Genomic DNA, 13847 nt, shown 5'->3' with positions numbered 1-13847 from the left:
CGCACACATATGAAACGCACCCTCCCCTGCTTACTGGCCGCCGCGGTTTACGCCTGCGGCACCGCAGACAAACCCAAGGCAACCATCACGGCCGAGATCACCGGCCTCAAGGATTCCGTGGTCTACCTTTCCGTACCCGTGGCCGATTCGGCGCGGACAGACACCATGCGCGTGGTAGACGGTAAATTCAGCTGGTCGGGCGACGTGACCGAACCGGAAAAAGTATACCTCATGTTTCCGACGCGGTATGTGGAACTGTTCCTGGAACAGGCCGACATCAAAATCTCCGGACACGCCGATTCCCTTTCCGACGTCCGGGTTTCCGGCTCCGCCAGTCATGATGAGTACATGGCCTACCGCAAATCCCTGAAGCCGGTCACCGACCAGGAAGAGGCGCTGTACGCCAACTATAACGAGATCAAGGACAATGATTCGGCCATGGCCGTCCTCGAGGTAAAAGCCACCGATCTGCGGACGCAGCGCCGCGCCATCACGAAAAGCTACATCGCGGAGCATCCGAAAAGCCCCGTGAGCGTATCGCTCCTGCAGGATATGGCCGTGGTAGGCGAATACAAAACGCTCGACAGCCTTTACCAGCTGCTCGACCCTGCCGCGCAGAAAACCGGTACCGGCACCCGCCTCGCCAGCCGCATCGCCATCCTGAAAAAAAGCGCCATCGGCGAACCGATGATCGATTTCACGCAGCCCGACGTAAGCGGCAAACCCGTGAAACTTTCCGATTTCAAAGGCAAATACGTGCTGCTCGACTTCTGGGCCAGCTGGTGCGGGCCCTGCCGTGCGGAAAATCCCAACGTGCTCAAGGCTTTCAACGCTTATAAAGACAAAAACTTCACCGTGGTAGGCGTTTCACTGGACGAAGACGGCGAGAAATGGAAAAAGGCCATCGCCGACGACGGCATGCCCTGGATCCAGCTGTCGGACCTCAAAGGCTTCAAGAACTCCGTGGCGCAGGAATACGGCATCCAGGCGATCCCGTCCACCTTCCTCGTGAGCCCCGAAGGGATCATTGTGGCCAAAGACCTCCGCGGTGCGGCATTGCATAAAAAACTGGCAGAATTGTTGAACTGATAGCCCACTTCCAAATAAAAACACGCATCATGAAACAAATACCGATGCTGATCGCAGCCAGCCTGCTGATATCGGGCGCACAGGCGCAGACTTTCACCATCAACGGAAAAGTGGAAGGCAAGCCGGGCGGATTCGTTTACCTCAGTTATGAAGGCAGCAACGGCGAGCGCCATAGCGACAGCGCCAGGCTGCAAAACGGGCGCTTCACCATTTCCGGTCCCCTGACCGGCCCCACCGTCGGGCATTTTATGCTGGAAAGCCCTTCCGCCATGAACTACGACGCGGAATACGCCACCCTTTTCCTCGAGCCGGCCAAAATGACCCTCACGGCGAAGAAAGGCGCGCTCGACGAAGCAAAGCTCGCCGGCTCCCGCGCACAGGCCGACATGGCGAAGCTCAACGAGCTGCATAAGCCGGTGTACGTTCACCTGAAGCCTATTTCCGAAAAATTCAACCAGCTCAACAAGGAGTACATCGCCGCGCGCCGCGCCAAGAAAGACAGCGCCACGCAGGCCGGGCTGATCAACCAGCTCGATGAGCTGAAAGAAAAGATGGGACCGTATCAGGACCAGCTCGACGCCATCGATAAAAAGTTCATCGACGGGCATCCCGCTTCATTCGTGAGCGTGTACCTGTTGCGCTTCCGCATTGGCGGGATGAACCTCAAAGAAGCGGAGAACGCCTGGAACAAGATGCCCGAGGAATTGCGGCAAACCGGTTACGGGAAAGAAATCAAGAAAGAAGTGGACGCCCTCCGCGGCGGATCTCCCGGCAGCGTGGCCCATGTGTTCACGAAGCAGGACATCAACGGGCAAACCCTCAGCCTCAGCGATTACAAAGGGAAATACGTGCTCATCGACTTCTGGGCCAGCTGGTGCGGCCCCTGCCGCAAAGGCAACCCGCACCTGAAAAAACTGTACGCGCAATACAAAGACAAAGGCTTTGAGATCATCGGCATTTCTGACGACGACAGCAAGCCCGAAGCCTGGAAAAAAGCCGTAGAACAGGACGGTATCGGTATCTGGAAGCATGTGCTCCGCGGGCTCGACATGAAAAAACGCCAGAACAACGAGCCCAATCCCGAAGATATCAGCGATTACTACGGCATTCATTCCCTGCCCACCAAAATCCTCATCGGCCCCGATGGCATGATCGTTGGCCGTTACGGCGGTGGCGGTGAAGATGACGATGCGATGGATAAAAAACTCGCGGAAGTTTTTGGGAAGATGTAGCATCCCCTTCCCAATGCCTGAATTTGAAGCGAATGCCCTTCCTGCAATATGGAAGGGCATTCGCATTTACGGAGGGATATTAGTACGTTGTCTTTTTTTAATCTGCAAACGTTCCTTCCTGGCCGCGCAATTGCTCCGCGGCCTGCAACAGCACTTCCAGCACATGGTCCAATTTCCGGCGCGAGGGGTCGTTATCCGCCGCGTGATGCTCCAGATCGATCAGGTCCGCTTCCAACGCCGCGATCCCCATGGCGTCCACAGAAGGACGGATCTTGTGGATGGCCGCACGCACCGCGGGCCAGTCACCCGCGCCGGCAGCCTGCCGGATCTCTGTTACCGATGCCGTGGCCTGCTGGCGGAACATCCTGACCATCTGGGTGATAAAACCCGTGCTATCGTTGATCTTCCGCAGCTTCGCCAGATCGTACAGCGTTTCCGGCGCGGCGGCCGGGGAACCGCTGTTTTGGGAAACGGAATGGCGTAACTGATTTTTTTGCAGGCTGATGGCGATCTCCCGGATCAGGGCATTTTCTTCGAAAGGTTTGGACACGAATCCCGTCATACCCGCTTCGATGCAGCGGTCGCTTTCCCCTTTGATGGCATTGGCGGTGAGGGCGATGATCGGCACATCCAGCTTCAATTCCCTGCGGATGAGCGCAGTGGCTTCATAACCGTTCATGACGGGCATCTGCACGTCCATCAACACCACATCGTACCCCGCTACCTTCAGCTGCCGCACGGCTTCATAACCGTTTTCCACCTCTGTCAGCTCCACATGGTAGGCTTCCAGGATGGTGCGCACCACCAACCGGTTCATGATATTGTCTTCGGCCATGAGAATGCGGCTGCCTTTGAGCGCATCTTTGTCGGGCATTTCGGTGTCGATCGTATTCACGGCCGCATCCGTCGAGGTTTCGAGCGACAGCCAGAAGGTAACTTCCGTGCCGGCGCCCATTTCGCTGGAGATGCTGATCTGGCCGTCCATCAATTCTACCAACTGTTTGCAGATGGCCATTCCCAGCCCGGTGCCGCCGGATTTGCGCGCGGTATCGCGGTATTGCTGGGAGAATTTGTCGAATATTTTTTTCAGGAATTCGGCGTCCATTCCCGCACCGGTGTCGCGCACGGAAAAAACGATGGTCTGCCGGCCGTCTTTCATCCCGCTGGGCGTTACCTGCAGGGTGACCGTACCACGGTCGGTGAATTTGATGCTGTTGCTGAGGAGGTTCAGAAGCACCTGGCTGATGCGGTGCGGATCGCCGGTAAGTACGGGATGCATTTGTGAAGACACTTCGAGTTTCAGCAACAGGCCTTTTTCATCGGCCTTCGGCTGCACAACGAGCAGCACATTTTTCAGCATATCGTAAATCCGGAAGGGAATGGTTTCCAGCTCCAGTTTCCCGGCTTCTATCTTCGAGATATCGAGGATATCGTTGATGACGACCAGCAGGTGTTCGGACGCGGTATCGATGGTATCGAGCAGGATGTGCTGGCGGTTATCGAGCTGCGTGCGGGCCAGTTGCCGGCACATGTTGATGATAGCGTTCATGGGCGTCCGCATTTCGTGGCTCATATTGGCCAGGAAAGCTTCCTTTACCCGCGAAGACTCCTCCGCCGCGATACGCGCCTGGCTCAATTCGTATTCCAGTTGCTTATGCTCCGTGATGTCGAGATGAATGCCGATAGAACCGGTGAAACGGCCGGCATCGTCGTAGTTCGGGGCGCCGCTGATGAGCCACCACTTCGGCTCCCCGCGCTTATTCCTCACTTCGAGCTCATATACGTCCGACACGCCGTTTTCGCGCAACCGGCCTTTTTCGGCCAGCAGCCGCGCCTGCGCTTCCTCGTAAAAAAGCAGGGACGGGTCCTGCCCCATCAGCTCCTCTGCCTGGTAGCCCGACATTTCGCAAAAACACTGGTTGGCGAAACGGATGATGCCGAGCGCGTCTACTTCCACCAGGCCCAGGTTCATATTATCGATGATGTTGCGGTATTTTTCCTCGTTCTTCTTCACTGCGTTCACCGCCTCAACGCGCTTCGTCACGTCGCGGCACTGCCACAGGTGGCCGCGGTAGACGCCGTTCATGAACAGGGGAATGTAATCCCGTTCGTACACCCGGCCGTCTGCCAGCTCCATTTCATCGTTCACGACCGGCACCTGTTGCCGGATGAGCTGGTTGATCCGGGCCACCAGTGCCACGGGGTCTTTAAACAGCGAACTGCTTTCCCCGATCGCTTTTTCGCAATCCCTGCCTACCATTTCAAGCGGTGTTCCGGGAATATTGAACATCTTGCAGAAGCTGGCATTGGCCAGCACGGCGGTACGATGCTCGTCTTCCACCAGCACGCCTGCCTGCAGGTTGGCGATCAGCAGGGCGAGCCGGTTAGCGGTGTCGGCCAGCTCGGCTTCCACTTTGCGGCGCTTGATCATTTCCGTTTTCAATACGTCCAGGATATCGAGGAGCTCGTCTTTGCCCGCGGCCAGTTCCGAACCGGTGAGCTGCACGACAGCGTCCTGGAGCTGGACGATCGACAATTGCTTGTTGCCGAGCTCGCGGGAAAGCCTGCCGTTGAGGGATTGATATTCTTCTTCGCTGATGCGGAACGCCCTTTCGGAAAGTTCCAGATCGCGCTCGTACGCCAGGTAGGAATCGTTGACCGCATGCAGGAAACGTTCGCAGCCGGGATCGTCGATGATTTGGGGCGGTGCGTATTTGGACAATTGCCTTTCCAGCAGTTTACTCCATTTCATAGAAGGTGGTTATGGTCATCGTTTGATTGTGCAACTGGCATTTGCCGCCCGGCACGTTGGGCGACAGCTCACCATAAGAATAAAATCCCGACATGACGCATCGCCCGCCGAACTGATCGATCACCGCGTCTACTTCCTCTTCGATACGATCGCGCAGGATCACTTTCCGGCCAACGCACGAGATGAGCAGGGCGTATTGCGGCCCGGAGGCGCCGTTGGGCAAGGTGGCATTCAGCGCTGCACCATGCGATGCGTTGATGAGCCGGTCAAAGTTGGCGCGCATAAAACGGGCGCGGGAATCGACGGGGATATCACCGGCGAAGGTCATGGTACCGGCTTCCTCATCCACCGACAAAATCGTCCGCACCACGGCCTCCTCCGTATCGGGCAGTACTACTGCCAGCGGGAAAAGCAGCGCGGCACCCGGCAGCCCGGAAGCATCGGGGCCGAGGTAGCGTTTATATACCGATAGCGCATTGACGCCGTCGAGCTCGTACAGCACGTTATGGTCCGATCGCGTCACTACTTTTTCCAGTCCGAACGTGTCCCATCCGCCCTTGGAGCCGTGGCCTACCGCCAATTTATCGCCGAAAAACCCGATGCCGACGATGTTGCCCTGCTGCGCCGGGGCGTTGAGGCCGACGAGCGTGGAGGAAAAGCGGAGCCCGTCGCCCGCAAGCCCCCCGGTCACCAACACCTGCTCCCATCCCGGCGCGGCGTGGATGCCGTTGAGCAGGTCTGTCCCGTTTACGAAACTGCCATCGCTCACTACGAGCAGGTATTTCGGCGGAACGCCGTTGCGCAGGCAGCGGTCTGCCAGTCCACGGCCGGCGCCGAAACTGTCTGTATACGCCGAAATATTGACGCATTGCGCCTGCAGCGCAGTATGATCGAACCGGAGCGCAACGATGGATACGCCGCCATCTGTCACCGACGGACCGCTGATTTCCCCGGAAGTGGAACACAGCACGATTTCCGCCGAAGGGAAATATCCGCGCAGCGCGTTGTGCAAATGATCGGTTTCCAGGTGTTGCTTATCGGCGAAGCACAGTACAAGGTTACAGGATGCCGGGTCCATTTCGGGGCCGCCTTCCGACGGTAAAACCCGGCCGTCGTTGAAGCGAAACAGTTTTGCTAACATGCATTCATGGTTTAGAAGATGGTCGATCTTTCAAGGTTGTAACGGTTGACCGGAAGTTATGCTGGGGCCTGCTGCAATTTTACGGCGAACGCAGGATTGCAGGAGATCTACTTATAAATTACTCCATTTTCGCAAGCCGGGAAAATTCTTTTGGCCGCTTTCCATAAATTATCACCGATTTATATGCGATTTTATCTGCAAGTTAATAAGTAAGGGCCGCCCAACATCGGAATGCCGGGCATAAAAACGCCCTTCCTGCGGAACGGGAAGGGCGGTCAGGTTTTGATATATTTTGTAAATTGACGGCGGCTTCACCGTTAAAAGCGTATCAAAATGAAAGACAACACCGAAAGAGTCAAAAAAATGTCGTTCGCCAGCGTTTACCCGCATTACATCACGAAAGCGGAGAAGAAAGGGCGGACGAAGGCCGAGGTGGACGAAATCATTTTCTGGCTGACGGGATATGATGAAAAAACGTTTCAGCAGCATCTCGACAACAAAACAAATTTCGAGGATTTCTACGGCCAGGCCCGCATCCATCCGAACGCTTCCCAGATCAAAGGCATGATTTGCGGATACCGGGTGGAAGACATCGAAGATAAAACCATGCAGCAGGCCCGGTACCTCGACAAACTGATCGATGAACTGGCGAAAGGCAAAGCCATGGAGAAGATCCTCCGGAAATAAGTTTACAGTCCTGCTGCCTGCAGCGCCTGTTCCATGTCGCGGACCAAATCTTCGTGGTGCTCGATCCCGACGCTCAGCCGCACCATTCCCTCCGTAATTCCGTATCGCAGTTTTTCCGATTCCGGCACGCCCGAATGCGTCATGGACCAGGGGTGCTGCGCGAGGCTTTCCGTACCGCCCAGGCTCACGGCTAGTTTGATGTGCCGCAACGCGTTGAGGAAGCGGAATGCCGCCGGCTCCCCGCCCGCTACGTCGAAGCTGACCATGGCGCCGAAACTGGTGTATTGTTCCGCATAGATCTGCCGCTGCCTTTCAGACATCCCCGTCCGCAATCCGGGATAGTAGACTTTTTCCACGCCCGGGCAATTTTGCAGGAACGCGGCGATGTGGGCAGCATTTTGCGCGGCGGCGTCCATCCGGAGCTTGAGGGTTTCCAGGCTGCGCAGGAGCATCCAGGCCGGGTGGGGATCGATGATGGTGCCGAAGAACGTTCTGGCCGCTTTGATGGACTGGATGATGGATGTACTGCCCACCGCAGCCCCGGCGATCACGTCGCTGTGGCCGCCGATGTACTTGGTGGCGGAATACAGCACGATGTCTGCCCCGAACTGCAGCGGGCGCGACCATAACGGCCCCATGTAGGTGTTATCGACCGCCAGCAGCACCGGCTTTTCTTCCGTCGAAAAACGTTTGGCCAAATCGCTGCACATCCTGACGTCGATCACTTCACCCGTGGGGTTGGCGGGCGTTTCCACGAATATCATTTTCAGTTTCCCGGCGGCGCCGGCCGCTTCCACCTGGCCAGTGATGCTTTCAAAGCTGTCGCCCGCGCTGAAACCGATCGTGCCGATCCCCCGTTCTTTGAGAAAATGCTGGATGAATTTATGGGTGCCGCCATAGAGGGGATTGCTGAAAAGGATGAAATCGCCCGGTTTGAGGAAGGCCATCATGGTGGTGGAAATGGCGCTCATGCCGCTGGAAAAGGCGGCCGCGTCTGCTCCGCCGTCCCACAGCCGGATGCGCTCTTCCAGGATTTCTATGTTGGGATTGTTGATCCGGCTGTAGATGAGGCCCATTTCCCGTTCCTGCGTGGGCGTATGGCCGTGCGCCATGGTAAAGAAATCCTTGCCTTCTTCGGCCGTGCGGAACACGAACGTGGAGGTGAGGAATACCGGCGGCTTTACGGCGCCTTCACTGAGCTCGGGTTTGTAGCCATGCCCCATCATAGCGGTTTCGGGAGATTTGATCATCGGGTCGTTTTCCTGCAAAGCTGGCTGTTGGCGGATGGGAAAACAAGATGCAGCGGGTGCGGCAGTATAAAATCGCTAAATAGCGGCGCTGCGGACGGCGAAATAGTCTTTTTGACTATTTTTGGCCCATCCAAAGCAATTTTCAACTTCCTGCATCATGCAATTAGACAAAACCGACCTGCGGTTACTCGCGCTCCTGCAACACGACGCCCGGCTCAGCAACAAAGAGCTGGCAGACAAACTCGGCAAATCCGTAACGCCCGTGCTGCTGCGCAGGAAGAAACTGGAAGAAAGCGGATACATCAAAAAATATATGGCGATCGTAGACAGGCATCTCATCAACCGTTCCCTCATGGCATTCACCAGTGTGCAACTGAAAGAGCATGCCGAAGAATTGCTGCATGCTTTCCAGCAATCCGTTTCCCGGTTCGAGGAGGTCATGTCCTGCCACCATATGACCGGCACCTACGATTACCACCTGAAGATCGTGGTGGCCGACATGAACGCGTATCACAAATTCATCACCGAAAAACTCGCCAAATTACCCAATGTGCTCACGGTGCAGAGCAGTTTCGTGATGGCGGAAGTGAAAGACGAGCTCGCCTACACGCTGTAATACCCCGCTAAAAAAACACCCCCCGGCATTCGGAGGGTGCGTATCTTCAGTACCGGCTTATTGCAAAATAAAACTGGCCGGCGCATATTTGTTCAGGTTGAAAGAAAACCGCCGCGCTTTTACCGTTATCGCATTCTGCGTCAATTTTTCTCCCCTCAGATCTACCGGGATGGCTTTCGTCCAGGTTTTCCCTTCCGGCAAATGGACCGTAATCATCCCCGATAATCCCGCCTGTTCCCAAACGGAGAGCAGTGTGCCGTTGTGCCCGTTGGCGTCTGGCCCGAACGCGGTAACGAGCGTGCCTTTGCGGGAAAGCCACAATCCTTCTTTCGTGGCCGGCAGCGCGCCTTGCTGATTGCCTGCAACAGCGGCCAGGAGCGGCAACCGGGCTTCCCAGGACTGAACGGCCAGGTTTGCCGCCGGCTGTTCGTTCGCGGATACGGGCCAGATGCGCACCCGCTCGCTCCAGCTCCCATCCTGCCATAACGGAAAATTCGTGTTCCACATGTTGTTATAGAGGTTCACGAAAACGTATGGTTTCTCGGGCACCGCGTCCATCGTCCACCGCCAAAGCCCCGGCTCACCGATCGAAACCAGCGGCGCATCGATGGGGCAAATGCCTGCGCCCACGCCATCTCCACGGACCTCCACACCCGTGGTCACCGCCAGCAGATGACGGTTGGTACCGGGAATGATGTCTGTATCCGGACGGATGGGCGCTCCCAATCTCCCCACCAAAAATTCCGGCTGCCGGATCAGGAACGGAAAGCACAGCCAGCCGCCTTCCGGATGCTTGTCGGGCGTTTTATCCTTCACCTGCCATTCAATATCGATATACGGACGGTTGCGGGGAAAAGTAAAAGTGATCGCATATCCCTTCGCCAGTCCCTTGCCGTCTGCAGCGGTCAGCACGATGCGGTCTTCCACAGGCGACTCCTCCTGCGCCAGTTCCCAGCCGGAGATGGTCGTGGCTTTGTACGGCACCTGCGCCGAATCGGGCATTCCGGGCTTGCCGATATCGTTCAGGCCCCAGCCCGTCTTGATGCGGGAATACTGATTAAAAAACCGGTCGTACACTTCGTGGCTGCTGAACCTTTCGTGGAGGAACTGCCCTGCCACGTACCCCGACGCGGTGTCTATCATTTCCTTTCCCGAAGCTTTATCGATGAGGGAACGGATACCGCCCTTTTCCAGGTCGAACGAAGCGATGAAATACCGCGTTTCCAGGCGGGCATTGCCCTTCCGGCTTTGCGTAAGCGCCTGCGCATAGGGGACCGTTTTATAGCCATTGGCGGGCACATCTTCCACCCAAACCGCATTCCCGTCTATCGTCGCCATGCCCGAACGCCGCCATGGAAGGGCGTTGTACACGACGATGCTCTTACCTTTGGATGGTACGGCACCGGCCAGTTGCGCCAGGCGTTTTTCCAGTTCGGCGGTAACGGTCTGCGCGGCGTTGCGTGCATAATTGCGATGGTCTTCATACGATTGCATCCATTTCCGTTTGCTGCCGCGCGGCAGTTTCGAATAGTCGCCGTTTTCGGGAAGGGGCTCTTTTTCCAGGTCGGCCAGCCATTGTTCCCACGCGTTGCCGTACAGGCGGCGCGGGCCATATTCCGCGTTCATGCCCCAGGTGTGCTCGCTGTACAGGAGACTGTTTTCATAAGCCTTGTGCAATGCATCCTGCAATTTGCCGGTGGCCAGCCCCCAGGCGCGGAGGTGCGTATCCATGCTTTCCAGCGCGGGCTCCAGCGGGCGCAGGTTACGTGCGGTTTTGGTGGCCTGCGGCATGGACATGAGCCCGTGGATCCAGGTGTCGGGCATATCTCCTTTCACGACCGGCACCTGCGGGTTTTCGGCCAATACCGCTTTTGCGAAATCGTCGAGCTTACCGAAGTGGACCCGCACACCGGGCATCTTTTCTTCATATTCCTTACGCCATTTGCCGACTTCTTCGGGCGATGGCGGGCCGTGATTGTCGCCGGCCATGATCATAGACAGGTAATTCCGGCAGGGCCAGTCTTGTGGCGGCAGCAAACTGCTGCCGTAATCGATGGTATACCCGCAAAGGACGCGCGAGCCATCGGGCCCTTCCCACCAGAACAGCTGCGGCACGCGCGGGTACTGGCTGGCGGGGTTGACGCCGATATGCAGGAATTTAACGCCGGCATGCTGCAGCAAAACGGGCATTATCCAGCTGTGCGAGGGCACGTCCGTCATTTTTGCCGCGATGGGCAACGGCCGGTTGAATTGCCGGCTCACGTTTGCCGCGATCGAAAGGCCATGCACCATGTCGGCCAGGTCCTGCGATTCCGTATGCGTCGTGAAAGGAAGGGCATGCACCGCGATAAAACCTTCCTTCACCGCCTTTTCAATCTTCTCCCTCCGCTCCGGGTCTTGCTGCGGACCGAGCATCTGCGCCTGCAAAGGCCATCCCGGAACGGTCCACACGAACCGGTGGGAAGCGGGCAGATCGCGGTTTTGACCGATCACTTTCAGTGCATTGTCCATCATTTCCGTGCGGTAGCGGTGGAATACGTTTTCCGCCAGGTCGGTAAAGCCCAGGTCGAAATGACTTTTCACGACGATCCAGACATCCGTGACTTTGGAAGCGGGCGGTTGCGTCTGGGCGATGGCCTGGCAGATGCAAAGCATCGCGCAGGTAATGGATAGTATTTTTTTCTTCATGCTGATGATGGTTCGGGAATAGTGCATCGTTTGCCGTAATTACCGATCAGACAACATTTGTATGTTACCGTTGCTGTTGATCTTCACGTTCGTGGCCCCACCGGAAGGTACGGATACTTTCGGCCATTGCATAAATTGCGTGTATCCCATGGCCGTCCGTGCCTGGCGGGCGTTCTCGGCGAATATTGAGACGGCGGCGTCGTAAGGCGTTGTGTTGGTGAGGCGCAGGGTGACGGAGGATTTGTCTTCCGCCAGCTTTTCCGCTTTCACATGATCGAACACATACAGCAAACCTTCACCGGGGCGCACATATATCCCGGGGATTTCCATGGCCATGAGAATACCGTTGGTTTCCGTCCATGAGTTGCGGGTGTGGATGAAATTGCCGATAGCCCCGGCGCCTTCCGCGTCGCTGGGCTGGATGCGTTCCATGCTGCTGCCGATGAGATAATTGGTGGTGATGTGCCCCGGCATGTTCACGGCTTCGGTATGGGCGTGCTGGATGTCGCGGAGGAGATCGGCGAAGTGGCGGTCGCCGGTGGCGCGGAATAGTTTGAAAAGGTGATCGGCGGAGGAAGTACAGACGCCTGGCGCCGCGTGTTTATTTTGGCTGCTGGCCCAAACGGCGCCGGCCATCCGGCCGCCCAGTTTCGCGATGGCGCTGCCCGGCGGGAAAACGGGATCATAGGCCAGCGTCCAGGAGGCGCAGAGGGCCGCCTGTGCTTTGGCGCGCTCCAGCCAGATCGCTTTGCCCGTGTACCGGTACATCGCCATGAGCGATTCCATGAACCCGAAGGCGGTTTCGGAATCCGCGTCCTGCGAAATATCGCCGCAGGCGCCGCTGTTAAAGCCTCGCTGTTCCACGTCGCGCCGGTAATAAAATCCTGCGGCATCACCGGCCACTGCCAGCCAATCCGGCCGGCGGAAGTAATCGGCGGCCAGCGCGAGGCCCGCCGGCACGATGGCGCCGGCAGACGAATTAAAAACCGCCACATCGCCCGTTTCCGGGACGATGTATTGCCCGAATTCGCCATGGGCTTTCCAGGTTTTTACGAAAGCGGCGGCCAATCGCTGTGCGGCCGTTTCCCATTGCGGGTTGATGGTGCTCCCATGCCCCTGGGCTTTCAGCAACAGGAGGTGTTTCATGAGCCAGAACAATACGTCGCCGTTTTTGCGCACCATGGCCTGGAGTTCCGGGAAATCAGGATGGGCTTTTTCCGTCCCCAGTTTCCCGTCCTCCGAAATAAATCCATAAAAATATCCGCTTTTTCCCTGCATCTTCGACACGATGAAATCCAGTTCTTCCGCTACCCTGCTTCTTTCCAGCGGATCGTTCAGCGCCAGCATGGGGAAAGTATTGATCATACCGCTCACCCATCCCAGCTGGAAATGCCGGCTGTTTTCAGGCAGGTAAAACTTCCCGGCTTTCGTTTCCGTGAAATTGCCGCGGCAGATGTCTGTCCCCAATTGCGCCAGTTTGCTCATGGGCACGAGGTTTCTCGGCGCATTCGGCCCCGTCACCGATTTCCGGATGTCCATGAAATGCCGCAAATGGCCGGGAATCCCGTCCGATTTCCTTCCGGATATTTTAAAACGCAATACCACTTCATCGCCGGCCGACCAATCCGGCGCTTTGTCGCCGCTGGCGTGGAAATCCCCGAACCCCGCGGCGCGCGTGCGCATGGCGGGGGCCGTGATCCGGAAAGTGCAGGTGTCGCGCTGCTGATTTTCTATAATCGATATCCCGTTATTGCCGAGCCGGGTCTGCTGCTCCATGAGCACAAACCAGCTCTGCCCTGTTGCGGGCGCATAAAAGCTCATGCCGGGCGCCGCGGTGTTGGTCGATTGCAGCTCCAGGAACGAGTTACTTTCGCCCGGCAGCGCGAGGCGCGGGTTGTTGGAGATCGTCAAGGGCGCACCGGGATTGAAATACATGTCTTTCGGGTACTGCGGACTATACCCGTTGCCGATGGCGCGGTAACGGTTACCGTTATAAACGATGCCCGGCACCAACACGTAATTATCTTCCCGCCAGTCCCCGAAAACGAAATCCACCACCAGCGCGGTGGCCGTCGCTTTTCCCTTCAGCAGCCTGCAACCGAGCGCCACATCGATCGTGCCGTCTGCCGCGGGTTTCATTTTCCAATCGAGCTGCCAGACATTGATGCCGTCGGCCAGCACGTTCCCGTTCCTGAACGGTAACGATCGCTGTACCACGGTGCCTTCGTATTGTTGCAGGCTGATCTTCAGCCCGCCGTTCATCGGGCCAATGGCGGCGGGCGGCACTGCCTGCTGCGCACAGGCAATTGCCGTCCAGCCCGCCATCAACCAAACACTCATCCATTTCACTTTGCTTATCATAATTCCTTGTTGATCGGTGAATAATATACCG

At 57.2% G+C, this 13847-nt stretch carries 9 protein-coding genes; 4 read left to right on the top strand and 5 right to left on the bottom strand.

The window, feature by feature from the left end:
• The first annotated feature begins 9 nt into the window (after nt 1–9).
• Together ACQKLP_RS09550 and ACQKLP_RS09545 are read left to right on the top strand one after the other, a co-directional pair.
• The gene (locus ACQKLP_RS09550) at nt 10–1089 is read left to right on the top strand and encodes a redoxin domain-containing protein (protein ID WP_427322315.1); all 1080 of its coding nucleotides are present in this window, start codon (nt 10–12) and stop codon (nt 1087–1089) included.
• Between the two features lie 29 nt (nt 1090–1118).
• Entirely contained in the window at nt 1119–2321 is a 1203-nt protein-coding gene (locus ACQKLP_RS09545) for a redoxin domain-containing protein (RefSeq protein ID WP_427322313.1), read from the top strand.
• A gap of 97 nt (nt 2322–2418) precedes the next feature.
• Here ACQKLP_RS09545 and ACQKLP_RS09540 read toward each other — a convergent pair whose 3' ends face one another.
• Together ACQKLP_RS09540 and ACQKLP_RS09535 are read right to left on the bottom strand one after the other, a co-directional pair.
• Entirely contained in the window at nt 2419–5073 is a 2655-nt protein-coding gene (locus ACQKLP_RS09540; protein WP_427322311.1) for an ATP-binding protein, read from the bottom strand.
• A complete protein-coding gene (locus tag ACQKLP_RS09535; protein ID WP_427322309.1) occupies nt 5060–6214 on the bottom strand; it encodes an FIST signal transduction protein in 1155 nt (384 codons plus the stop codon). The genes ACQKLP_RS09540 and ACQKLP_RS09535 overlap by 14 nt, the downstream gene beginning before the upstream one ends.
• Nucleotides 6215–6547: 333 nt before the next feature.
• Between ACQKLP_RS09535 and ACQKLP_RS09530 the strand changes: the two genes are divergently transcribed.
• Nucleotides 6548–6901 (top strand): DUF2200 domain-containing protein, encoded by a 354-nt coding sequence (locus ACQKLP_RS09530; RefSeq protein WP_427322307.1) that lies wholly within the window; start codon nt 6548–6550, stop codon nt 6899–6901.
• Between the two features lie 2 nt (nt 6902–6903).
• Here the strand turns inward: ACQKLP_RS09530 and ACQKLP_RS09525 are convergent, their stop codons facing one another.
• Nucleotides 6904–8151 carry a cystathionine gamma-synthase family protein gene (locus ACQKLP_RS09525; protein WP_427322305.1) on the bottom strand — a complete coding sequence of 416 codons (1248 nt, stop codon included), beginning with the start codon at nt 8149–8151 and terminating at the stop codon, nt 6904–6906.
• 157 nt (nt 8152–8308) lie between these two features.
• On the opposite strand from ACQKLP_RS09525, the gene ACQKLP_RS09520 reads away from it, so the two are divergent.
• Complete coding sequence (locus ACQKLP_RS09520) at nt 8309–8767, top strand: Lrp/AsnC family transcriptional regulator (protein ID WP_427322303.1); 459 nt, start codon at nt 8309–8311, stop codon at nt 8765–8767.
• 57 nt (nt 8768–8824) lie between these two features.
• Here ACQKLP_RS09520 and ACQKLP_RS09515 read toward each other — a convergent pair whose 3' ends face one another.
• Nucleotides 8825–11482 carry a hypothetical protein gene (locus tag ACQKLP_RS09515; protein WP_427322301.1) on the bottom strand — a complete coding sequence of 886 codons (2658 nt, stop codon included), beginning with the start codon at nt 11480–11482 and terminating at the stop codon, nt 8825–8827.
• A 12-nt stretch (nt 11483–11494) separates the two neighbouring features.
• Nucleotides 11495–13816: a hypothetical protein gene (locus ACQKLP_RS09510; RefSeq protein ID WP_427322299.1), complete on the bottom strand. Its 2322-nt coding sequence runs from the start codon at nt 13814–13816 to the stop codon at nt 11495–11497.
• Nucleotides 13817–13847 lie beyond the last annotated feature (31 nt).

It is taken from the genome of Chitinophaga sp. NPDC101104 (assembly GCF_050277495.1).
Taxonomy (GTDB): domain Bacteria; phylum Bacteroidota; class Bacteroidia; order Chitinophagales; family Chitinophagaceae; genus Chitinophaga.
Note: the sequence above shows the minus strand (reverse complement) of the source record. Positions and strands in the feature narration are given on the sequence as shown.